The sequence below is a fragment of the Limnohabitans curvus genome (assembly GCF_003063475.1).
Classification (GTDB): domain Bacteria; phylum Pseudomonadota; class Gammaproteobacteria; order Burkholderiales; family Burkholderiaceae_C; genus Limnohabitans; species Limnohabitans curvus.
Genome location: NZ_NESP01000001.1, coordinates 2187071 through 2208631 on the forward strand (window position 1 = coordinate 2187071; position 21561 = coordinate 2208631).

The 21561-nt window shown below is 57.6% G+C and carries 20 protein-coding genes and 1 pseudogene; 10 read left to right on the top strand and 11 right to left on the bottom strand.

Annotated features, from left to right (window positions below; all coding sequences use genetic code 11):
• Positions 1–9: 9 nt before the first annotated feature.
• From B9Z44_RS10960 to B9Z44_RS10975, 4 genes are all read left to right on the top strand, one after another.
• A complete protein-coding gene (locus tag B9Z44_RS10960; protein WP_108359164.1) occupies positions 10–2160 on the top strand; it encodes a xanthine dehydrogenase family protein molybdopterin-binding subunit in 2151 nt (716 codons plus the stop codon).
• A 9-nt stretch (positions 2161–2169) separates the two neighbouring features.
• Complete coding sequence (locus B9Z44_RS10965; RefSeq protein WP_108359163.1) at positions 2170–3159, top strand: XdhC family protein; 990 nt, start codon at positions 2170–2172, stop codon at positions 3157–3159.
• Positions 3156–3728: a nucleotidyltransferase family protein gene (locus B9Z44_RS10970; protein WP_233246888.1), complete on the top strand. Its 573-nt coding sequence runs from the start codon at positions 3156–3158 to the stop codon at positions 3726–3728. The genes B9Z44_RS10965 and B9Z44_RS10970 overlap by 4 nt, the downstream gene beginning before the upstream one ends.
• Positions 3729–3848: 120 nt before the next feature.
• Positions 3849–4133 (top strand): high-potential iron-sulfur protein, encoded by a 285-nt coding sequence (locus tag B9Z44_RS10975; RefSeq protein WP_370444587.1) that lies wholly within the window; start codon positions 3849–3851, stop codon positions 4131–4133.
• Positions 4134–4213: 80 nt separating this feature from the next.
• On the opposite strand, the gene B9Z44_RS10980 is transcribed toward B9Z44_RS10975, so the two are convergent.
• The gene (locus B9Z44_RS10980) at positions 4214–4987 is read right to left on the bottom strand and encodes an enoyl-CoA hydratase-related protein (RefSeq protein WP_108359160.1); all 774 of its coding nucleotides are present in this window, start codon (positions 4985–4987) and stop codon (positions 4214–4216) included.
• 70 nt (positions 4988–5057) lie between these two features.
• Here B9Z44_RS10980 and B9Z44_RS10985 point away from each other — a divergent pair, with 70 nt between their 5' ends.
• On the top strand, positions 5058–5996 hold the full coding sequence (locus B9Z44_RS10985) for a 2-hydroxyacid dehydrogenase (RefSeq protein ID WP_108359159.1): 939 nt from the start codon (positions 5058–5060) through the stop codon (positions 5994–5996).
• An 86-nt stretch (positions 5997–6082) separates the two neighbouring features.
• Here the strand turns inward: B9Z44_RS10985 and B9Z44_RS10990 are convergent, their stop codons facing one another.
• Positions 6083–7942: a DEAD/DEAH box helicase gene (locus B9Z44_RS10990; RefSeq protein ID WP_108402460.1), complete on the bottom strand. Its 1860-nt coding sequence runs from the start codon at positions 7940–7942 to the stop codon at positions 6083–6085.
• A gap of 201 nt (positions 7943–8143) precedes the next feature.
• Positions 8144–8584 carry a hypothetical protein gene (locus tag B9Z44_RS10995; RefSeq protein ID WP_108359157.1) on the bottom strand — a complete coding sequence of 147 codons (441 nt, stop codon included), beginning with the start codon at positions 8582–8584 and terminating at the stop codon, positions 8144–8146.
• 172 nt (positions 8585–8756) lie between these two features.
• On the opposite strand from B9Z44_RS10995, the gene ettA reads away from it, so the two are divergent.
• From ettA to B9Z44_RS11015, 4 genes are all read left to right on the top strand, one after another.
• Complete coding sequence (gene ettA, locus B9Z44_RS11000) at positions 8757–10418, top strand: energy-dependent translational throttle protein EttA (protein WP_108359156.1); 1662 nt, start codon at positions 8757–8759, stop codon at positions 10416–10418.
• A 193-nt stretch (positions 10419–10611) separates the two neighbouring features.
• A complete protein-coding gene (locus B9Z44_RS11005) occupies positions 10612–11244 on the top strand; it encodes a response regulator (protein ID WP_108359155.1) in 633 nt (210 codons plus the stop codon).
• Between the two features lie 61 nt (positions 11245–11305).
• On the top strand, positions 11306–12316 hold the full coding sequence (locus tag B9Z44_RS11010) for an LLM class flavin-dependent oxidoreductase (protein ID WP_108359154.1): 1011 nt from the start codon (positions 11306–11308) through the stop codon (positions 12314–12316).
• A 21-nt stretch (positions 12317–12337) separates the two neighbouring features.
• Positions 12338–13378: a methionine synthase gene (locus tag B9Z44_RS11015; RefSeq protein ID WP_108359153.1), complete on the top strand. Its 1041-nt coding sequence runs from the start codon at positions 12338–12340 to the stop codon at positions 13376–13378.
• 284 nt (positions 13379–13662) lie between these two features.
• On the opposite strand, the gene B9Z44_RS11020 is transcribed toward B9Z44_RS11015, so the two are convergent.
• The 7 genes and pseudogenes from B9Z44_RS11020 to B9Z44_RS11050 form a co-directional block, all read right to left on the bottom strand.
• Positions 13663–14181, bottom strand: coding sequence for a hemerythrin domain-containing protein (locus tag B9Z44_RS11020; protein ID WP_108402462.1), 519 nt, complete (start codon positions 14179–14181; stop codon positions 13663–13665).
• 98 nt (positions 14182–14279) lie between these two features.
• Positions 14280–15611: pseudogene (locus B9Z44_RS11025) on the bottom strand (MFS transporter); the annotation flags it as partial.
• Between the two features lie 6 nt (positions 15612–15617).
• Positions 15618–16799 (bottom strand): beta-ketothiolase BktB, encoded by a 1182-nt coding sequence (gene bktB / locus B9Z44_RS11030; RefSeq protein ID WP_108402463.1) that lies wholly within the window; start codon positions 16797–16799, stop codon positions 15618–15620.
• 62 nt (positions 16800–16861) lie between these two features.
• Positions 16862–17542 carry an RluA family pseudouridine synthase gene (locus tag B9Z44_RS11035; RefSeq protein ID WP_108359149.1) on the bottom strand — a complete coding sequence of 227 codons (681 nt, stop codon included), beginning with the start codon at positions 17540–17542 and terminating at the stop codon, positions 16862–16864.
• A gap of 12 nt (positions 17543–17554) precedes the next feature.
• On the bottom strand, positions 17555–17860 hold the full coding sequence (locus B9Z44_RS11040; protein WP_108359148.1) for a 2Fe-2S iron-sulfur cluster-binding protein: 306 nt from the start codon (positions 17858–17860) through the stop codon (positions 17555–17557).
• A gap of 10 nt (positions 17861–17870) precedes the next feature.
• Positions 17871–18152 (bottom strand): hypothetical protein, encoded by a 282-nt coding sequence (locus tag B9Z44_RS11045; protein WP_108402464.1) that lies wholly within the window; start codon positions 18150–18152, stop codon positions 17871–17873.
• A 177-nt stretch (positions 18153–18329) separates the two neighbouring features.
• On the bottom strand, positions 18330–18869 hold the full coding sequence (locus tag B9Z44_RS11050; protein ID WP_108359146.1) for a pseudouridine synthase: 540 nt from the start codon (positions 18867–18869) through the stop codon (positions 18330–18332).
• Between the two features lie 78 nt (positions 18870–18947).
• Here B9Z44_RS11050 and B9Z44_RS11055 point away from each other — a divergent pair, with 78 nt between their 5' ends.
• On the top strand, positions 18948–19640 hold the full coding sequence (locus B9Z44_RS11055) for an SOS response-associated peptidase (protein ID WP_108402465.1): 693 nt from the start codon (positions 18948–18950) through the stop codon (positions 19638–19640).
• Between the two features lie 9 nt (positions 19641–19649).
• On the opposite strand, the gene B9Z44_RS11060 is transcribed toward B9Z44_RS11055, so the two are convergent.
• Positions 19650–21536 (bottom strand): glutamine--tRNA ligase/YqeY domain fusion protein, encoded by a 1887-nt coding sequence (locus B9Z44_RS11060; RefSeq protein WP_108402466.1) that lies wholly within the window; start codon positions 21534–21536, stop codon positions 19650–19652.
• Positions 21537–21561: the final 25 nt, after the last annotated feature.

Below are 21561 nucleotides of genomic sequence, written 5' to 3' on the forward strand. Positions count from 1 at the left end.
AGACACACCATGACACACACACCAACCTCTCGCCGTTCATTCCTCAAAACATCTGCTGCCGTCACGGGCGGTTTGATGCTCGGCTTTAACTTGCCCGGCACACTTGGCCAAGCCATGGCCGCAGGCACGGTGCACACGCCCAATGCGTGGGTACACATTGCCGACAACAACGTCATCACCTTGCTGTCTGCCCGCTCTGAAATGGGCCAAGGCGTGTACACGTCCATGCCCATGTTGATTGCCGAAGAGCTGCATGTGGACATCAGCCAAATCAAAGTGGCTGCAGCACCGCCTGATGCGGTGTATGTCAATGCCTTGTTGGGTGCGCAAATCACAGGCGGTTCCACTTCGGTGCGCGATGGCTGGCTCAAGCTCCGCGTCGCAGGCGCGCAAGTGCGCGAAATGCTGATCACCGCAGCTGCTGCACGTTGGGCGGTGGACCGCGATTTGATCCGTGCCGACAAAGGTATGGTTTATGGCCCGAAGGGCTTGAAGTCCACTTATGGTGAATTGGCCGAAGCTGCAGCGCGCATGCCCGTGCCCGAGAAGCCACCGATGAAAGACCCCAAAGATTTCAAAATCGTGGGCAAGCGCACCAAGCGTGTGGACACACCGGCTAAGGTCAATGGCACGGCAGAGTTCGGCATTGACGTCAAGTTGCCCGGCATGGTGTACGCCTCGCTGGCGCAATGCCCCGTGATTGGCGGCAAGGTCAAGAGCTTTGATGGCGCAAAGGCCAAAGCTTCGGCTGGCGTGATCGACGTGGTGCAAATCAACGACGGCGTGGCGGTGGTCGCCAACAGCTGGTGGCAAGCCAAAAAGGCCCGCGACTTGCTGACTATCCAATGGGACGAGGGCGCAGGTGCCGCCTTGAGCGATGCCAGCGTGATTGACGGCACACGTCAAGCCTTGAAAACTGGCAAGGTGTTGGAAATCACCAAGCCGCAAGGCGATGTGGCTGCCGCCCTCAAAGGGGCTGCCAAAGTGGTGGAAGCCGAGTACGTCATCCCTATGCAGGCGCACGCGCCATTGGAGCCGATGAACTTCACGGCCCATGTGCAAGGCAACAAGGCGTTGCTGATTGGCCCCACGCAGTTCCAACAAGGTGCGCAAGGTGCCGTGGCGGGCGCTTTGGGCTTGAAGCCTGAAGACGTCACGCTGCAAACCACCTTCTTGGGTGGTGGCTTTGGCCGTCGCCTGGAACTCGACTTCATCGTGCAAGCTGCGCAAATTTCAAAGGCCGTGAACAAGCCCGTCAAATTGCTGTGGACCCGCGAAGACGACATGACGCATGACTTCTATCGCCCTGTGGGTGTGAACCAACTCAAAGCCGGTTTGGATGCGTCAGGCAAGCCCGTGGCTTTGCATTTCAAAGTGGCGTCGCAGTCGGTCACGCAACGCGCCTTTGGCTTGCCCAAAGACACGATGGACCCGTTCATGGCCGAAGCCGCTGTGGCGGGTTACAACATTGCCAATACCCAGCACGACTTGGTGATTCACGACACTGGCGTTCGCGTGGGCTACTGGCGTGCCGTGAGCCACAACATGAATGCGTTTGCGAACGAAAGCTTCATGGACGAGCTGGCCAAAGCCGCAGGCAAAGACCCTTACGAGTACCGCATGAGCCTGCTCGCGGGTAAACCACGCTTTGCCCATGTGCTCAAACTCGCGGCTGACAAAGCCGGCTGGGGCAAGCCATTGGCCAAAGGCCGTGCCTTGGGTATCGCGCTGATGGAGGGCTATGACACCTACATGGCCCAAGTGGCTGAGGTGAGCTTGAACGACAGCGGCGAGGTGCAAGTGCATCGCGTGACGGTGGCGGCAGATATGGGTCACATGGTCAACCCCGATACGGTGGAAGCGCAGTTGCAATCCAGCATCATCTTTGGCATGGGCGCGGCGCTCAAGCACCAAATCACCATGACCGCTGGCCGCGTGCAAGAGACCAACTATCACAACTTCCAGCCTGTGCGCATGAACGAGACGCCCAAGATTGACATCGTGTTGGTCAAGAGCACCGAGAAGCCTGGTGGCATTGGCGAGCCAGCCACGGCGGTGGTGGCACCCGCCATTGCCAACGCGGTGGCTAAGCTGACAGGCAAACGCGTGCGTCGCTTGCCCATCACGGCTGAGGCGCTCAAGCAAACTGCCGTTGCTTAAAGGTACGACATGGAGAGCTTAGACCTGCGTGTGTTGGGCGATGTGCTGGCTTGGCGTCAAGCGGGACGGCGCGTCACCTTGGTCACGGTGGTGGAAACGTGGGGCAGTGCGCCACGCCCACCCGGGGCTTTGCTCGCTGTGCGTGAAGACGGCGTGGTCAGTGGCTCGGTGTCGGGTGGTTGTGTCGAAGACGACTTGATTGCCCGCATCAAAGCTGGCGAATACGACGCGCTCGCGCACCCATCCATGGTGGCCTATGGCGTGAGCAAAGAAGAGGCCGCACGCTTTGGCTTGCCTTGCGGCGGTACCTTGCGTTTGGTGCAAGAGCCAGTCAAAGATGTGACTTGGATTGAAGAGGTGTTGCAACGCACCTCGTCACATCAATTGGTGGCGCGTACGGTCAAGCTGTCAACGGGTGAGGTGACCTTGCGCGAAGCTGCACGTACCGATGCCTTGCAGTTTGATGGCATCACGCTCACCACTTTGTTCGGCCCGCGCTGGCGCTTGTTGTTGATTGGCGCTGGCCAACTCAGCCAAGCCGTAGCGCACATGGCCAAGCTGTTGGATTTTGAAGTGTTGGTGTGCGACCCACGCGAAGAATACGCAGCCATGCTTGGACTCGATGGCGTGACCCGTGTCATGGGCATGCCTGATGATGTGGTGCTCGAACTCAAGCCCGACGCGCACACCGCCATCGTGGCCTTGACGCATGATTCCAAATTGGACGACATGGCTTTGATGGAGGCCTTGAATTCAGATGCGTTCTATGTGGGCGCTTTGGGTTCTCGCCGCAACCAAGCCACGCGCAAGCAACGTTTGATGGAACACTTTGATTTGAGCGTTGAAGCCTTGGAGCGGCTGCATGGACCCGTAGGCTTGAACATTGGTGCCAAAACGCCTGCAGAAATCGCTGTGTCCATCATTGCGCAAATCGTGCAAGTCAAAAACGCGGCAGCGGCTGCGCCCGTGGCGACCGAATCTTCCTGCGTCAAAGCGTGACAGCGCTGCCGACGGTCATCGTCTTAGCGGCTGGCAAGGGCGAACGGTTCAAGGCTTCGGGTGGGACGCAAGACAAACTCCAATCTTTGTTGTGTGGCCAACCTGTGCGCGAACACGTGTTGGCAGCGGTGCGCGCCAGCGGCTTACCGTGGCATTTGGTGGAGCGAACACACACGGCGCATCTAACAAACCCGGGCATGGGGGACAGCATCGCCTGCGGTGTGGCTGCAACGCCTGATGCCCAAGGCTGGCTCATCTTGCCCGCGGATCTACCGTTGATTCAAGTCAGCACTTTGTTGAAGGTCGCGATGGCACTGTCAGAACATGAGGTCGTGACACCTTGTTACCAAGGACAGCAAGGCCATCCAGTCGGCTTTGGACTTGGTTGCAGAGCTGCTTTGTCACAACTGAGGGGTGACCAAGGTGCGCGTTCGGTTCTGGCGCACCATGAGGTTTATCGCGTCGCGGTGGATGACGACGGCTGCGTGCTGGATGTGGATACGGTGGATGTCTTGGTGCTTGCTGAACTGCGTCTCCAAGAAAAACGCATGTATGTAGGTGGGCATTGATGTCTGTCAATTGAACTTGGGCAACACTCGTTAAGATATGCGCTGCCAGTATCTTCTGGCCCAATTTCAAACTTTCCCAAGGGGACATTGATGACCAAACCTACCAACCGTCGCGTATTCATGATGCAAACCATTTCTGTTGCTGGCGTTGCCGCCTTTGCAACAACTGCTGCACAAGCAGCGATGGTGGATGAGAAAGACCCACAAGCTGCTGGCTTGGGCTACAAAGCCGACGCCACCAAAGTGGACAAAGCCAAGCAACCCAAATACGCCGCGGGTCAACAGTGCAGCAACTGCGCGTTGTTCCAAGGTAAAGCCGCAGACGCCGCAGGTGGCTGCCCCTTGTTTGCAGGCAAGCAAGTCGCTGGCAAGGGCTGGTGCTCGGCTTACGCCAAGAAGGCTTAATTTCAGCCTGGGCTCCTTGTCAGGGGCCAAAACAAAATGGGAGCCTTTGGGCTCCCTTTTTTCATGCCTGGTACCAACTTTTAAATGCCCGTGAACTTGGGGGCACGTCGCTCAGCAAACGCAGCGCGGCCTTCTGCAAAGTCTTGGCTGTACACCGATTGGCGTGAGCGTTCTTTGAGCGCGGGTTCGTTGTACAAACCAGCTGCAATGTCGTTCAAGCTTTTTTTTGTGGCCTGTAGCGCCAAAGGTGCCATGCCACACAAAGTGCGCACCGTTGTTTCAAGTGAGGCCTCAAACGCCTCGGCTTCAACAAGTGCTTCAAACAGCCCTAGCGTTTCTAAGTCTTCAAACGCCATAGATTGCCCCAGCAAGAAAGCCCGCTTGGTGGCTTGTAGACCCAAGCGGCTCACATAGCGTCGCAGGCCGCTGGGGTAGTAGTGCAAGCCCAGCGCGCAAGCCGGCATGCGCCAAGACAAACCGCGTTGCGCCACAATGAAATCACAGGCCAACACCAAGTCTGTCGCGCCGCCGTAAACGCTGCCATTTAACGCGCAAATCGTCACTGGGCGCAGACGTTCCAAAGCCTCAGGGATTTTTTCAAAGAACAAAGGGGCCATGGGGTCGTTGTCAAACCCGCCCACGTTGTAGCCCGCGCTGAACACCGCTTGTTTTTGCCCTGTGGTCTCTGCGCGCAAGACCACCACTTGCACGGCCATGTTGCGGTTGAGTGTTTCAACGTGGGCCAGCAACGCCTTGAGGTCGTCGTCGGTCAAGCTGTTGCGTAACGAGGGACGGCGCAGGGTGAGGGTGGCGGTTGCGCCTTCGATCGTGAGTGTGGGGGAGCCTTCAGTCATAGCCTGTCATGTTAGCCAATCAGCGAGTAGAGTACGGTTGATAACAAAGAACAAGCTGGAGGATCCCGCCATGGCTCAAGAAATCATGCAAGTGTCACCCTTGCCGCCGTTCATGATGAACGCGTTGCAAGAAGAAAATTACATCGTGCACGACCACACCCACATCAAAGACCCAGGTGCTTTGAGCAAGGTGACTGCATTGGTGGGCACGGGTGCTGCGATGGTGGACAAAAAGCTGTTGGCCATGTTGCCCAATGTGAAGCTGATTGCCATTTGTGGCGTGGGCTACGACGGGGTGGATGTGGCCGCTGCGAAAGAAAAAGGCATCATGGTCACGCACACACCGGGGGTGTTAACTGACGACGTGGCGGATTTGGCGCTGGGCTTGATGCTGTCAATTGGTCGTCGCATTCCGCAGGCGGATCGCTTTGTGCGCAATGGCGATTGGGTGAGCGACACCTTTCCCCTGACCCGCAAAGTGACGGGCGCGCGCTTAGGGATCGTGGGCATGGGGCGTATTGGCCGTGCCATTGCCAAGCGTGCTGCTGGGTTTGACATGCGCATCTCGTACACCGGCCGTGAAGCCAAAGCCGATGTGCCCTACACCTTTTACAAAACCGTGACGGCCTTGGCCGCTGAGGTGGACTATTTGGTGGTGGCGGTGCCCGGTGGCGACAAAACCAAAAATTTGATCAGCGCAGCGGTACTGCAAGCCTTGGGCGCCAAAGGTTATTTGATCAACATTGCGCGCGGCTCGGTGGTCGATCAACCCGCGTTGGTGCAGGCTTTGAAAGAGAAAAATTTGGCAGGAGCCGCTTTGGATGTGTTTTGGGACGAGCCGGTGGTAGACCCTGAGTTGCGCCGCATGCACAACGTGGTGCTTACCCCGCACATGGCTAGCTCAACCGAGGAGACGCGCCGCGCCATGGCCGCCTTGACGATGGACAACTTGCGTGCCTTTTACGAGAAGAAGGCTTTGCCAACGCCTGTGCCCGAGTGTCAAGGTTGATGCCATTCAATGACCACAAAAAAGCCCGCTGATGAGCGGGCTTTTTTGTGCTTCTCGCCATCTAAGGCGAGAGGGGCCATGTGCGCTTAGCGTGCGTAACCGCCGCCACCACCACCAAAGCCACCGCCTGAACGGCCACCACCGCCAGAGCGATTGCCACCACCGCCACCACCACCTGAACGGCGGCCGTAGCCACCGCCACCACCACCGCCGCGTTTGCGTTCGGTCATGAGGTCCACGCTGGTGCGTGTAGGGTCAGGCTGGCGTTGACCGCTACCTTGTGTTTTGTGGCCAAAGGCGTTCACGCCGCTTTGGGTGCCCAAGTGCGCGTTGGCACGTGGTTGGAACTCGTCGTCGTCGCGACGTGGGGCGCGGGGCGCATCGAAATCACGCGGTGGGCGTGGTGCATCGTTGCGGGGGCCGCGGTTGTCGAACTGGCGGGGTGGACGAGCGCCTTGGTTTTGTGGGCGATTGCCGTCACGGGCTGGACGCTCGCCGCTGCGTGGGGGACGGTCACCCAACTGGGCGCGTTCGCCATCGCGTGCAGGGCGATCACCCACACGGTCACGGCTCACATGGCCACTGGGGCGAGGTGCGCGGCCTTCGGCGTTACCACCTTGGCCACCACGACCGCCTCCGCCATTGCGACCGCCGCCAGTGGCTTTGGTGTCGCGAATGCGTTGCATCATTTCACCGCGTGCGGCTTTGGCTGCAGCAGCCATCACGTCACGGCCTGGGGGCTTGCCCAAACCACCCCACAGGGTTTGACGGCCCATGGCGATGGGTTCGGCTTTTTCGTCAGCGTCTGGGCCAAAGCCTTCAACGGCGACCACAGGCACTTGTTGTTTGGTGAAGATTTCGATGTCGCGCATGAAACCTTGTTCGTCCAACGACACCAAGCTCACAGCTTCGCCGCTTGAACCAGCGCGGCCTGTACGGCCAATGCGGTGCACATAGTCTTCGCTGATGTTGGGGATTTCGTAGTTGACCACGTGTGGCAACTCGTCAATGTCAATACCGCGTGCCGCAATGTCAGTGGCCACCAAGGCACGGATTTCGCCGGTCTTGAAGCCCGACAAGGCTTGGGTACGAGCCGTTTGGCTCTTGTTGCCATGCAGCGCCATGGCGCTGATGCCGTTCTTGGTCAAGAACTCGGCCACGTTGTTGGCGCCAAATTTGGTGCGTGTGAACACCAGCACCTGGCTCCAGTTGTGCTCATTGATGATGTGGGCGAGCAAAGCCTTTTTCTTACCACGGCCCACGGGGTGAACCACTTGCGTGATGCGTTGTACTGTGGTGTTGCTGGGCGTGACTTGGATGCTTTGTGGGTCTTTGAGCAGGTTGTTGGCCAGCTCGCGAATTTCGTCGCTGAAGGTGGCGGAGAACAACAAGCTTTGCTTATCTTTGGGCACCAAGGCCAAGATTTTCTTGACGTCGTGGATGAAGCCCATGTCCAACATGCGGTCGGCTTCGTCAAGGACCAAGATTTCCACGGTCGACAAATCGAGCAAGCCTTGCTGTTGCAAGTCGAGCAAGCGGCCAGGGGTGGCCACCAAAATGTCCACGCCTTTTTTGATGCGAGCCACTTGTGGGTTCATGCCCACGCCGCCAAAGATGACGGTGGAGGTGAGTTGCAAGTATTTGCCGTAGTTGCGGACCGACTCTTCCACTTGGGCCGCGAGTTCGCGAGTGGGGGTCAGCACCAAGGCGCGCACGCCGTAGACGCCAAATTTGTTTTCTTTGCTGCGGCTCATGGTGAGCTTGTGCAACATGGGTAGGGTGAAGGCTGCTGTTTTACCGGTGCCGGTCTGGGCGCCTGCCAACAAGTCGTGGCCTGCGAGAACCGCAGGAATGGCTTGGGCTTGGATGGGGGTGGGAGTTTCGTAGCCTTGTTCGGCCACAGCTTTTTGGATGGCCGGAGCCAAATTTAAATCTTCAAATTTCATGATGGAGCGCTTTATGTCAGCGCATGACACCAACCCGCTTGGCCCGAAGGCCACCCAGTCAAAGGTCGGCAATATTTACAGGTGAGCTCTAGAAATCACAAACAGAAGTGTTTGGAACCAGCTCCAGCAGAAGTGCTGATGTTGCGGCAACTGGCGGCGGCAACGGATCGGATTGTCGCACGGATCTGACAAATTTTATTTTTACGATTTTTTACAGCTATCCGACTTGAGCGCTTCCAGTGCTGCGGCCATGTCTTTGACATTCAAAGCCAGTTCGACAGGTTTGTCGCTGGTTGTTTGTCCTTGAATTCGAATCTTTAAATCGTTCGCGGCCAATGCGCCCATGTTGCGGATACGAATGCATTTGCAGGCCGTATCGGTCAAGTTAACGCGGCTCATAGGCACCACGGTTTGCTCGTTCACCGAGACAACGTAGCTTTTGAGATCAGACGTTTCTTTTGTCGTGATGGTCAACTTCTGAGCCATCAGTTCCAAGCCAGGATTTGCAAGGTTTTGAGCCACGCATTTGTTGTCTTGGTCTTTTTGAAACTTCCAACTTGTGGGTTGATTGCCTTGAGCGCTAACGAAGGTAGAAACAAGTCCTAGAAGACAAATGATTCGAATTGCCAGTTTTTTAAGCATATTGGGCTCTGAAATAAGGTAGCAAATTGTATTCTCATATTCATAAAGATAAATATCATTATTTTGTATATTTAGTTTTTATTGAGTTGGTTTTTGACCCGGCTTTTTGGGGGTATCGCTCAGCCGAGGATAATGAGAGGTTTATTGCATTCGCTACCCGAAAGAAAACCAAATGGCTCAGTACGTATTTAGTATGAACCGCGTCGGCAAGATCGTGCCGCCCAAGCGTCAGATCTTGAAAGACATTTCCCTGTCCTTCTTCCCCGGAGCCAAGATTGGCGTGCTGGGCACCAACGGTTCGGGCAAGTCCACCTTGCTCAAGATCATGGCCGGTATTGACACCGAGATTGAAGGCGAAGCTATTCCAATGTCTGGTCTGAAGATCGGATATTTGCCTCAAGAGCCCCAGCTCAATGCCGAGCACACCGTGCGCGAAGCCGTCGAAAGCGGCATGGGCGACATCAAGGCCGCACAAGCCCGCCTCGAAGAGGTGTACGCCGCCTACGCCGAAGAAGATGCCGACTTTGACGCTTTGGCCGCTGAACAAGCCCAACTCGAAGCCATCATCGCCACCGCTGGCGACGCCTCGGATCACCAACTCGAAATCGCGGCTGACGCGCTGCGCCTGCCCGCGTGGGACGCGATCATTGGCAAGCTGTCCGGTGGTGAAAAACGCCGCGTGGCCTTGTGCCGCTTGTTGCTGTCTAAGCCCGACATGCTGTTGCTTGACGAACCCACCAACCACTTGGACGCCGAATCGGTGGACTGGTTGGAACAGTTCTTGGCCCGCTTCTCAGGCACCGTGGTGGCGATTACCCACGATCGTTACTTCTTGGACAACGCCGCCGAGTGGATTTTGGAACTCGACCGTGGCCACGGCATTCCCTACAAAGGCAACTACTCCACCTGGTTGGAGCAAAAAGAAGCCCGTTTGGCCACCGAACAGCGTACCGAAGACGCACGCTCCAAGGCCATGAAGAAAGAATTGGAGTGGGCCCGTTCCAACCCCAAAGGCCGTCAAGCCAAGAGCAAGGCCCGTTTGGCCCGCTTTGAAGAGTTGTCTGATCACGAATACCAAAAGCGCAACGAAACCCAGGAAATTTTCATTCCTGTGGCCGAGCGTTTGGGTCATGAAGTGTTTGAGTTCAAGAACGTCAGCAAGTCGTTTGGCGACCGCGTGTTGATCGACAACCTCAGCTTCACCGTGCCTGCTGGCGCGATTGTGGGCATCATCGGCCCCAACGGCGCGGGTAAATCGACTTTGTTCAAGTTGATCGCAGGTAAAGAGCAGCCCGATACAGGCGAAGTCAAGATTGGCCAAACCGTGAAAATGGCCTTTGTGGACCAAAGCCGCGACGACCTGAACGATGACAAAACCGTGTGGGAAGACATCTCCGGTGGTTTGGACATCATGAACGTGGGCAAGTTCCAAATGCCAAGCCGTGCGTATTGCGGCCGTTTCAACTTCAACGGCGGCGACCAGCAAAAGAAAGTCGGCATGTTGTCCGGCGGTGAGCGCGGTCGTTTGCACTTGGCCAAGACTTTGATCGAAGGCGGCAACGTGTTGCTGCTGGACGAGCCATCGAACGACTTGGACGTGGAAACCTTGCGTGCGTTGGAAGACGCGCTGTTGGAATTCGCGGGCTCTGTGATGGTGATCAGCCATGACCGCTGGTTCTTGGACCGCATTGCCACCCACATCTTGGCCGCTGAAGGCGACAGCCAATGGGTGTTCTTCGACGGTAACTACCAAGAGTACGAAGCCGACAAGAAGAAGCGTCTCGGCGAAGAGGGCGCCAAGCCTAAGCGCGTGCGCTTCAAAGCTTTGAAGTAATTTTTCGCTTCCTGAAAGCCCAGCCACCTCACGGTGTCTGGGCTTTTTCTTTGGGTGTGAGTTCCCCCTTGGTTGATCTGTGCTTCATCGTTTTTATTACTTTGATAGGTTTAATTGAATATATAATTGCATACAAATGGTTGTATTTAATGCGTTTCTTTAGTTAGATTAGTGAAAAGAATAGGAACTTTCAATGAATATGCCCCCCTCTAAAGAGCCTTATGACGGCTATTGCGGCACCAGCTACGCCGCCAAAATGTTGGGCATCTCCGTCGGCACCGTGCAAGGATTGGTTGAGAAAAGCGATTTGAAAGCGTGGAAAACCCAAGGTGGCCACCGTCGCATTTCATTGCTGTCGATCCAGGACTACCAACGCCGCCACAATTTGGCACCCGCCTCCATGATGCAGGGCGAAGACCGCTTGCGCGTGCTGGTGGTGGAGGACGACGAAAGCACACGTTTGATGCTGCAAACTAATTTCGACCAATGGGGCTTGCCTTTGGATGTGGTCATGTACGCATCTGCCATGGAGGCTTTGTTGGATATGCCCAGCTTGCAGCCCCAAGTGCTGTTGACCGATCTGATGATGCCCAATGTGGACGGTTTTGAGTTTTTGAAGACCTTGAGCGCGCATAACCTGTTTAGCAATTTGGCAGTCGTGGTCATGACAGGGTTGAGCCCGGACGACGTGCGCGCCAAAGGTGGCTTGCCCGATGGCGTGCAGTTGCTGCAAAAACCCATTGATATGGACTGGTTGCATGGTTTCTTTGATGCACTGATGTCGGTGCGCCAAATCAACCGTCGTTCGCGTCCCCAAGCAGCCTGAACGCAAGGGCTTAGTGCCTGGGCGACAGCGTGACTTGCCAGAGCCAGTTAAGCTCTGTCTCGTGCTCAAACTATCTGTCCTCGATCAATCCGTTGCTGCCGCTGGCCGAAGCCAAGACGCAGCCATTCGTCAAACCCTAGCTCTCGCCAGCCAATGCGAGACATGGGGCTATCAACGCTTTTGGGTGAGTGAACACCACAGCCATCCCAGCATTGTGGGCACCGCGCCCGAGGTGTTGATGGCGGCCATTGCCGCACGCACCACCCGCATTCGACTGGGCAGTGCGGGCGTCATGCTGCCGCATTACGCGCCGCTCAAGGTGGCTGAACAATTCCGTGTGCTCGATGCTTTGGCGCCTGGCCGCATCGACCTTGGTGTGGGCCGCGCGCCCGGCAGCGATGGTCGCACCGCGCAACTACTCAATCCCGACCGCCACGCCTCTGACAACTTCCCACAGCAAGTGATGGAGCTGCAAGCGTGGGTCACAGGCGAGCCCATTCCTGCTGGACACCCCGGCCATGGCGTGTATGCCTACCCCAGCGGCGCCACATCGCCCGATGTGTGGATGTTGGGCAGCTCGGACTACGGCGCACAGCTGGCCGCGCATTTGGGGCTGCCGTACGCTTTTGCCTACTTCATCACCGAAGGGCAGGGCGTGGACAACGCTTTCAACCTGTATCGCGCCAACTACCGCCCCAACGAACGCAACCCCAAGCCGCGCGCCACCGTGTGCGTGTGGGCCTTGGCCGCTGACACCGAAGACGAAGCTTGGCATTTGTTTCAAAGCCGCGCCCGTTGGAAGATGGACCGTAACACGGGCCGTATCGGTGCTTTGTTGCCCCCCGACCAGGCTGTGCGCGACTACAACGCCTCTGAGCAAGTGGCCATGGCAGAGCTGCGTGCAGGTGCTCTCGTGGGCAGTGCACCACAAGTGGCAGACAAGTTGCGCAAGCTCGCCGAGCGTTTGCAACTCGACGAAGTGGTCATCATCACGTGGACGCACGAGCCCGCTGCACAGGCCCGCTCTTATGAGCTGTTGGCCAAAGAGTTTTCATTGACGACACCCACCTAAAACCAAAACGGAGACCAAACCATGTTTTCAACCGCCATCGCAGGCAGCCTGCCCAAACCCGAATGGTTGGCCGAGACCAACAAACTCTGGCCCAAGTGGCAAGCCGAAGGCGATGCGCTTTTGCAAGCCAAGGCTGATGCCACGCTGTTGTGGATCAAAGCGCAAGAAGACGCGGGCCTCGATGTGATTGGCGACGGCGAACAATCGCGCCAACACTTTGTGCACGGCTTTTTAGAGCAAGTCGAAGGCATCGACTTTGAAAACAAAGTCACCATGGGCATTCGCAACAACCGCTACGACGCGCAAGTGCCGCAAGTCATTGCACCGTTGCGCCTCAAAGGTCGTGTGCATGCGTTTGAAGCGCAGCTGGCACGCGCCCACACCAAGAAGAAACTCAAGTTCACCTTGCCCGGCCCCATGACCATCGTCGACACCGTGGCCGACCGCTTTTATGGCAAAGGCAAAGACGCCGTGCAAGGCCGCATCGACATGGCGTTTGCCTTTGCCGAATTGCTAAACCAAGAAGCCTTGGCTTTGCAAGCCGACGGTGTGGACATCATTCAATTTGACGAACCCGCGTTCAACGTCTACCTAGACGAAGCCGCAGACTGGGGCGTCAAAGCCCTAGAGCGTGCCGCACAAGGTTTGACCTGCACCACCGCTGTTCACATTTGCTATGGCTACGGTATTGAAGCCAACAACAACTGGAAGAAAACACTTGGCGACGAGTGGCGTCAATACGAAAAAGTGTTGCCCGCCTTGGCCAAGAGCAGCATCCAGCAAGTGAGCTTGGAGTGCTACCACTCGCATGTGCCGCCTGAGATGATGGCTTTGCTGGAAGGCAAAGACGTGATGGTGGGCGTGATCGACGTGGCCAGCGATGTGATCGAAACGCCAGAGCAAATTGCCGACACCATTGGCATGGCTCTGAAGTATGTGCCTAAGAATCGTTTGATTGCGTGCACCAACTGTGGGTTGGCGCCTATGAGTCGTGAGGTGGCTGTGAAGAAGTTGGAGGCTTTGGCGGCTGGGGCTGCGCTGGCTCGTACTCGGTACGCCTGATGTTTCTTCTTTGTTAGGGGGAGAGGGGTTTGGACATCTGTTTACGCTCATGTCCCCCGATTCAGGCAAAGCCTGAATCTCCTCCTTGACTTCGCTACAACAGATACCCAAACCCCTCTTGTCGCTCACGAAGAAGCTTGCTCGCCTTTGGCTTTGTAAGCTTTTAAAGTCACGGCTTTCCAACCAAGGTCTCTGCGGCAAGCGTTCGCACGCAAACCCAAAGGCGCCCAGGTTGTATGGGCCGTCTCAAACCAAAGAGGCAACAGAGCGAACTAAAAGGCCAGTTAAGCGCACCCACCATCACCACAGCTACCGCTGCCGTGAATCTCATCTTCAGGCAAAGCCTCAGGCGCAGTGACGATGCCGGTCTCAGCGTCATAGCCCACACGACGCAGATGCAGAGCCAAGGCCGCATCCATGGTTTGCGCGTGTTGGGGGAACCAAATACCTAGTTCGTGCGCCATTTGGCGCATCACGGCCATGTCGCCTTTTTCGCGGCCACGGCGCAGGCCTTCGCGCATGACTTCCAGCACCACGTTGTGCTGCATGGTGTGGCAGTTGCTCGATGAAAACTTGGTGTCTTTCATCCACTTGTCTTCACCGCCAAAGTGCTCTTCGGTGTGCTCAATCAACGCTGCGAAGCGCTCAGCCAAGGTGTCGTCGTCAGCCAGTTCAGTGGCGGCAAGCAAGTCGACAAACTCACGGTGCGTGTCGTCCATGAAGTCCAGCTCTAATGACAAAGCATCAGACCAAGCGAGGGTGACTTCGCGGATGGGCAATGTGGCGGTGAGTGTGTCGGACATAGGAACTTTCGAATAGAACGGCAAGACGTTTTGACTTTGTAGGTGCAGAGCTTAATTCTAAGAAGCTGGCGCACCCTTGCGCTGGGTCAAACCCCGCGCAGCCAAGCGGCAAATCGGTGCAAATAACTTGGCTCGGCCACGAAGATGGCCAGCGTGACCGCCGCATTGGCCACACCTGTCCAGAAGAAGATGTCGGGGATGGTCATGCCCGCACTCAGCATGGCGCCTGCGATGAGTGAGCTGGCAATCATGAACAACGCGTTGATGATGTTGTTGGCCGCGATGATGCGCGCCACTTCGTGGGACTTGCTCTCGATTTGAATCAGCGCATACATGGGCACGCTGTAAATGCCAGTGAACAGACTGAGCAACAACAAGTCGGCCATGATGCGCCAATGCTGGCTGTGTGCCATGAATATTTGAATGCCCATCAACGGCACATCGGGCAGTTGGTTAGAGGCCATGTACAGGTCCACCGCAAACAGCGTCATGCCTATCGCACCCAAAGGCGCTAAGCCAATTTCCACGCGGCCACGGCTGAGATATTCGCACAAGAGTGAGCCTGCGCCAATTCCGACTGAGAACAGCACCAACAAAAGCGAGGCCACTTGCGCGTCACCGTGCAGCACTTCTTTGGCAAAGCTAGGAAACTGGCTCAAAAAGACCGCACCAAAAAACCACATCCAGCTGATGCCCAGCAGGGTTTGAAACACTTTGGCGTTGGCGCGCGCCAGACCCAAGTTCTGCAGCGTTTCGGTGAATGGGTTCCAGTTGATGGTTTGCTTGGGGTGCGTTGGGCTGAGCGGGGGAATGCGTCCACTCATCCAACGGCCAAATACTGCGACGGCCACGCAAGCCACAGCGACTGTGGCATGGCCAATGTCAGGCATGGCCACCAACAAACCACCCGCCACATTGCCCAACAAAATGGCCACAAACGTGCCCATCTCGGTCATGCCGTTGCCGCCCGTGAGTTCGTGCTCATCCAGCACGCGTGGCAAATACGAATACTTCACAGGTCCAAACACGGTGGAGTGCAGACCCATCAAAAACGTGCACGCCAGCAACACGGCGGCTTGGTGCGTCATAAAGCCCACAGCAGCGAGCGCCATGATGCCAATTTCACAGTTTTTGACCCACCGCATGATGACGGGGTGTGCGTACTTTTCGGCCAGCTGACCGCTGGTGGCCGAGAACAACAAATAGGGGAGGATGAAAACCGCCCCAATCACCAAGCCCGCTAAGGAGACGGGCAACCAGCTCACGCTGAGCTGGTAGGTCACCATCACGGTGAAGGCGAACTTGAACAGGTTGTCGTTCGCTGCGCCGCAAAACTGCGTCCAGAAAAACGGCCCGAACCGACGTTGATTTAAAAGTGCGAATTGGTTGGCTTCGCGTTGGATAAAACTGTCGTCGGTTGGGCGGTTCATGTTGGTTTAAAGACGCTCAAAAATAGCAGCGATACCTTGGCCACCACCAATACACATGGTGACCAAAGCGTACTTGCCGTTGATGCGTTGCAGTTCGTACAGGGCCTTGACTGTAATCAACGCACCGGTCGCACCGATGGGGTGACCCAAAGAAATGCCAGAACCGTTGGGGTTGACTTTGGCAGGGTCTAGCCCGAGCTCTTTGCTGACCGCACAGGCTTGTGCAGCAAAGGCTTCGTTGGCTTCAATCACGTCCATGTCGTTGGTGGTGAGACCGGCCTTTTGCAGCGCGAGACGAGACGCCGACACAGGGCCCATGCCCATGATTTTTGGGTCGAGGCCGGTGTGTGCGTAAGACACCAAACGTGCCAATGGCTTTGCACCTCGGGCTTGCGCTGCTTTGGCTTCCATCAGCACCACAGCCGCAGCCGCGTCGTTGATGCCCGAGGCGTTACCCGCGGTGACCGTGCCGTTTTCTTTGATGAAAACTGGCTTCAACTTGGTCATGTCTTCGAGCTTGCAGTTGGGACGGAAGTGCTCGTCGGTGGCATAAGCCACATCGCCTTTTTTGCTCTTGAGCATCACAGGCACGATTTGGTCTTTGAAGTAACCCGCTTCGGTGGCGCGTTGGGCGCGGTTGTGGCTCTCGACCGCTGCTGCATCTTGCATGTCGCGGGTGATGCCAAATTTGGCAGCCACGTTTTCAGCGGTCACACCCATGTGGATGTTTTGGAAGGGGTCGTGCAAAGCGCCCACCACCATGTCGACCATCTTGGTGTCGCCCATGCGTGCGCCCCAGCGAGCGCTGAGAGAAGCGTAAGGGCCACGGCTCATGTTTTCAGCGCCGCCGCCAATGGCGATGTCGCAGTCACCCAGCATGATGGACTGACTGGCACTCACGATGGCTTGCAAGCCCGAACCGCACAAACGGTTCACGTTGAAAGCGGGCGTGCCTTCGGCGCAACCGCCATTGATGGCTGCCACGCGAGACAGGTACATGTCTTTGGGTTCGGTGTTCACCACATGGCCAAACACGACATGGCCCACGTCTTTGCCGTCGATGTGGGCACGGGCCAAGGACTCGCGCACCACTTGGGCAGCCAACTCGGTGGGGGGAATGTCTTTCAGGCTACCGCCGTAGGTACCAATGGCTGTACGAACACCGCTGACCACAACTACTTCACGCATTTTTGTCTCCAGTTATAAAAGTTAGAACCAAATCAGTTTGCGCCGCTTGGACTACAGATGTCTTACGCCGAAAGCCCTAAAACATAGGGGTTTGCCGCAGACCACGCCACGGGAGCGGTGAAAAGCAGCGGTTCTTCGGTAAAAGGGTGGGGAAACCCGATGTCTTGTGCGTGCAGCATCAGACGCGGCGTGAGCGCCAAGATGTCGGGCGGCGCGTACAGTGAATCGCCCAACATGGGGTGCCCCAAGCTTTGCATGTGCACACGCAGCTGATGTGTGCGGCCCGTGAAGGGCTCTAGCTCAATCAAGCTGGCGGTGTCGCCTGCTTGCACCATGCGCCACAGGCTCAGGCTGGGCTTGCCGTCGGGGTGAATGATGTGAATGGGGCGACGCTCCCAGTCGAGCATGATGTTGCCCTCAATGGCGCGCCAGCCTTCTTCGTTGGTCGGCACATGCGCTTGGGTGATCAGCGGGTTGCCCGCCACCACCGCCATGTAGCGCTTGCTCACCTGGCGGGTTTCAAACAAACGGCTGATCCGGCGCTGCGCCTCGATGCCACGCGCCATCACGATGAGGCCCGAGGTGTCTTGGTCGAGGCGGTGCACCACCAGCGCGTCGGTGTAAATGTCTTGTACGCGCTTGGACAGGCAGTCTTGCTTCTCAGGCCCACGGCCTGGCACAGACAGCAGGCCGCTGGGTTTTTCAAACACCAGCAGGTGTTCGTCTTCGTAAATCGGATTCATGTTGCGTTGCGTTTATGTGGCGCGAGCCTGTGTTTGCTCTAGCACCACATTTGTGGTAGGGCGAGCCACGCAGGGCAGCACATAGCCTTCGGCTTTTTCTTCGGCGCTCAGGCCTGGCCACTCGATGGTGTAGGTCACTTCACCACTCACGAGGCGGCACACGCAGGTGCGGCAGGTGCCATTGCGGCAAGAGCTGGGCAGCTCGATGCGTGACAGCTCGGCGGCTTCGAGCAGGGTAAGGTCACCCTCGACGTCGTATTGCAGGCCAGCGGGCTCCACCTTCACGGTGAAGATTTCAAAATTCTCTGGGGCAGTCATGCTTAGGTGGTTAATTCGAGGCGGTCAATTTCGCTTCCGCTTTGTCCAGCACCAGCGCGAGGTTGTCTAGCAAACCGGTTTGGCTGAATGAGCAGCTTTCTTCGCTGAACAAAGCGCTCGATTCCAGCCGATCCACCAGCCCTAGCCACACCTCTTCAAACTGAGGCGGCAGTGCTTTGAATAAAGCCTGCTGCGCGCGTGCGGTTTGAATGAACGCACGGCCCGTCAGCGCGTTGCTGCGCAAATCGGTCAGTGCCATACGAAGGTTAGCGAGAGCAACGGTGGCAGACATTACTTGGGTTTGATTTTGCCGCGTGGTGCGACGTAAGTCGTGGGTGGGTTGGGACGGTCCGAGACGGAAGTCTTGGGAGGTGACGTGTCCTTTTTAGGCTTCTTTGTCATTTTTTTGCTGTGTTGTTCGCCTTTGGCCATATCACCTTCGTTGTAGTTATCTCGGATTGAGATGCGGTCATGGTAATTCAGTCTCTTGCCATGTACCCAGCGGCAAATCTTGCACGCTGTATGGCCCGATGTGGGTGCGTACCAAGCGCAGCGTGGGCAGGCCTACGGCGGCAGTCATGCGGCGTACTTGGCGGTTGCGGCCTTCGCGGATGGTGAGCTCTATCCATGAAGTGGGTTTGGTTTGACGCACGCGAATCGGTGGGTCGCGCTCCCACAGGTAGGCGGGGGCTTCTGCGGCACGTGCGCGAGCGGGCAGGGTCATGCCGTCGTTGAGCATCACGCCACTGCACAGGGCTTGCAGCGCGGCGTCGTCGGCAATGCCTTCGACTTGCGTGAGGTAGGTCTTCTCCATCTTGAAGCGCGGATCGGCAATGCGGGCTTGCAGTTGGCCATCGTCGGTGAGCAGCAGCAAGCCTTCGCTGTCGGCGTCTAAGCGGCCGGCCACATACACGCCGGGCAGGGTGATGAAATCTTTCAGGCCGCGCCATTTCCCCTCGGGGGTGAACTGGCTCAGCACGCCGTAGGGCTTGTTAAAACGAATCAGCATGGCACATGAAAAGCGAACGAAGGCTAGAGCGTATCAGCCTCGGGGCTGTGCTTTGGTGCACGCGGCTACCATGGACGCATGACTGCCCATTTTGAAAGCGTGCAAAACGCCGCGATGTATCCCGATGCCTTTGATGTGGCAGCCCCCGGAATTGCCTTTGAGCGCGACCTGTGGCCGCGCAAATTGGGCGTGTTTGTGCGCAATGCGCCTGCGGTTGAAGGCGCTGCACCTGATGCCTCGCCAGATGAAAAGGCGCTTGCAGCGCCGGTGCGCGAACTTGGCGTGGGCCAATTTGGCTTTGTACCCCAGTGGGTCAAGTCGGCATCTGACGCCAAACTGCGTTCCACCAAGATGGTCAATGCCCGCTCTGAAACTGTCACCACGTCCAAGAACTTTCGCGACGCATGGCTGGCAGGCCAGCGCTGCATCGTGCCCATGATGGCGTTCTTTGAAGACGACTGGCGCAGCGGCAAAGCCGTGCCCACGCGCATCACCCGAGTGGACGGCAAGCCCATGGGCGTGGCGGGCATTTGGGAGCGTTGGGCCAAAGACGGTGCAGAAATCATCAGCTTCACGCTGCTGACAGTGAACGCCAACAGCCACGCCTTGCTGCACCGCTACCAACAAAACGGCAATGAAAAACGCATGCCCGTCATCTTGGGCGAGGGCGCGTATGACGCGTGGCTCAATACCAAGCCTGAGAAAGCGCGTGAATTCATGCGCGCTTACTCGGCTCAGTTGTTGACGGCGAATCCGGTCGAGAAAAAGTAAGCCTAGACCTTATTTGGCCCAACTGTCCTTGAGCCCCGTGATCTTGTTAAACACCAACTTGCCCCCCGCATGGTCCACGCGGTCGGTCACGAAGTAGCCGTGGCGTTCAAACTGAAAGTGGGCACCTGCGGGCACGTTGGCCAGTGACGGCTCCACATACGCGGTCACCACTTTCAGGCTGTCGGGGTTGAGGGCTGCAAGGAAGTCTTTGCCGCCTGCGTCGGGTTGTGCGTCGGCGAACAAGCGGTCATACAAGCGCACTTCGGCCTGCAACCCATCGCTCACGCCCACCCAGGTGATGGCGGCGCTGGCTTTGACGGTGGCGCTGCCGGGCGTGCCGCTCTTGGTGTCGGGGATGACGGTGGCTTGCACTTCGCTGATCACACCATTCGCGTCTTTCGTACAGCCCGTGCACTCGATGACGTAGCCGCCTTTGAGGCGCACTTTGTTGCCGGGAAGCATTTGGCCATCCGCGCCTGCCCGGGGCGGATAAAGACGTTTGTAGCCCTTGGGCGGTTCTTCTAAAAAGTCATCGCGCTCAATCCACACTTCTTTGCCAATTTTGAAATGGCGCGTGGGCACTGAGCCTTCTTCAGGGCCTTGCGAAGCACCTTGCGGTGCTGGGGGCAGCGCAGGTTGCGTGCAAGGCTCTAGGTGGCCCGCACCCATCACCTCGTCCCAGTTGGTGAGCACGAGTTTGACGGGGTCCAGCACAGCCATGGCGCGGTGTGCGGTGTTTTCTAAGTCTTCGCGCAGGCAGCCTTCGAGCGTGGAATAGTCAATCCAGCTGTCGCTCTTGGTCACGCCAATGCGGTCGGCAAACAGGCGCAGGCTTGTCGGGGTGTAGCCTCGGCGGCGCAGGCCCACGATGGTCGGCATACGCGGGTCGTCCCAGCCGCTGACTTTGCCTTCGTTGACCAGTTGCGCCAGCTTGCGTTTGCTGGTGATGACGTAAGTGAGGTTGAGGCGGGCAAATTCGTATTGTTTGGGGCTGGGCGCGGCCAGCAGCTTGCATTCGCACAGGCGCTCCATCAGCCAGTCGTAAAACGGGCGCTGGTCTTCAAACTCCAGCGTGCAGATGCTGTGGGTGATTTGCTCCAGCGCGTCTTCGATGGGGTGGGCAAAGGTGTACATCGGGTAGATGCACCAGGTGTCGCCCGTGTGGTGGTGGGTGGCGCGGCGGATGCGGTAGATGGCCGGGTCGCGCAGGTTGATGTTGGGCGAAGCCATGTCGATCTTGGCGCGCAGCACGGCGGCGCCGTCGGCCAGCTTGCCGTCGCGCATTTCGCGGAATCGCGTCCGGTTCTGTTCAACCGTGCGGGTACGGAAGGGGCTGTCCACGCCGGGCTTGCCAAAGTCGCCTCGGTTGGCGCGCATGTCTTCCGCGCTTTGTTCGTCCACATAGGCGTGGCCGGCTTCGATCAGCGCTTCGGCGGCGCGGTACATGAAGTCGAAGTAGTCGCTGGCTTGGTAGGGCGCAGCGCCGCAGTCCTGGGATGCGGCTGCGCCTTGTGCTTGCCCGAGCTGGGCCCAGTCAAAGCCCAACCACTTCACCGCGTCGATGATGCTGTTGACGTATTCGGTGTCTTCTTTTTCTGGGTTCGTGTCGTCAAAGCGCAGGTGGCACACGCCGCCGTATTCTTTGGCGAGACCGAAGTTGATGCAGATGCTTTTGGCGTGGCCCACGTGCAGGTAGCCGTTGGGCTCGGGCGGAAAGCGGGTGCGGATCTTGGCCGGGTCGGGCTCGCCTTTGGCGTGGTGCGCGGCGTCGCCGGGGCTGCCCGCCCAGCGGCGGCTGGCGTAAGTGCCTTGGGCCAAATCGTTCTCGATGATTTGGCGCAAAAAGTTGCTGGGCTTGTGGTCTTGTTCTGTCGCGGGGTTGGCGGGTTTCGTCATGTCGTGATTTTAGGCGGGGCCAGTG

Bases quoted from the DNA above. Each gene is read 5' to 3' on its own strand.
- B9Z44_RS10990 (WP_108402460.1), bottom strand. From the start codon at position 7,942: ATGAAATTTGAAGATTTAAATTTGGCTCCGGCCATCCAAAAAGCTGTG.
- B9Z44_RS11035 (WP_108359149.1), bottom strand. From the start codon at position 17,542: ATGAATCCGATTTACGAAGACGAACACCTGCTGGTGTTTGAAAAACCC.
- B9Z44_RS11015 (WP_108359153.1), top strand. From the start codon at position 12,338: ATGTTTTCAACCGCCATCGCAGGCAGCCTGCCCAAACCCGAATGGTTG.
- B9Z44_RS11055 (WP_108402465.1), top strand. From the start codon at position 18,948: ATGACTGCCCATTTTGAAAGCGTGCAAAACGCCGCGATGTATCCCGAT.
- B9Z44_RS11045 (WP_108402464.1), bottom strand. From the start codon at position 18,152: ATGTCTGCCACCGTTGCTCTCGCTAACCTTCGTATGGCACTGACCGAT.
- B9Z44_RS10965 (WP_108359163.1), top strand. From the start codon at position 2,170: ATGGAGAGCTTAGACCTGCGTGTGTTGGGCGATGTGCTGGCTTGGCGT.
- B9Z44_RS10980 (WP_108359160.1), bottom strand. From the start codon at position 4,987: ATGACTGAAGGCTCCCCCACACTCACGATCGAAGGCGCAACCGCCACC.
- B9Z44_RS11050 (WP_108359146.1), bottom strand. From the start codon at position 18,869: ATGCTGATTCGTTTTAACAAGCCCTACGGCGTGCTGAGCCAGTTCACC.
- B9Z44_RS11005 (WP_108359155.1), top strand. From the start codon at position 10,612: ATGAATATGCCCCCCTCTAAAGAGCCTTATGACGGCTATTGCGGCACC.
- B9Z44_RS11060 (WP_108402466.1), bottom strand. From the start codon at position 21,536: ATGACGAAACCCGCCAACCCCGCGACAGAACAAGACCACAAGCCCAGC.
- B9Z44_RS10975 (WP_370444587.1), top strand. From the start codon at position 3,849: ATGATGCAAACCATTTCTGTTGCTGGCGTTGCCGCCTTTGCAACAACT.
- B9Z44_RS11040 (WP_108359148.1), bottom strand. From the start codon at position 17,860: ATGACTGCCCCAGAGAATTTTGAAATCTTCACCGTGAAGGTGGAGCCC.
- B9Z44_RS10960 (WP_108359164.1), top strand. From the start codon at position 10: ATGACACACACACCAACCTCTCGCCGTTCATTCCTCAAAACATCTGCT.
- B9Z44_RS11020 (WP_108402462.1), bottom strand. From the start codon at position 14,181: ATGTCCGACACACTCACCGCCACATTGCCCATCCGCGAAGTCACCCTC.
- ettA (WP_108359156.1), top strand. From the start codon at position 8,757: ATGGCTCAGTACGTATTTAGTATGAACCGCGTCGGCAAGATCGTGCCG.
- B9Z44_RS10995 (WP_108359157.1), bottom strand. From the start codon at position 8,584: ATGCTTAAAAAACTGGCAATTCGAATCATTTGTCTTCTAGGACTTGTT.
- B9Z44_RS10985 (WP_108359159.1), top strand. From the start codon at position 5,058: ATGGCTCAAGAAATCATGCAAGTGTCACCCTTGCCGCCGTTCATGATG.
- bktB (WP_108402463.1), bottom strand. From the start codon at position 16,799: ATGCGTGAAGTAGTTGTGGTCAGCGGTGTTCGTACAGCCATTGGTACC.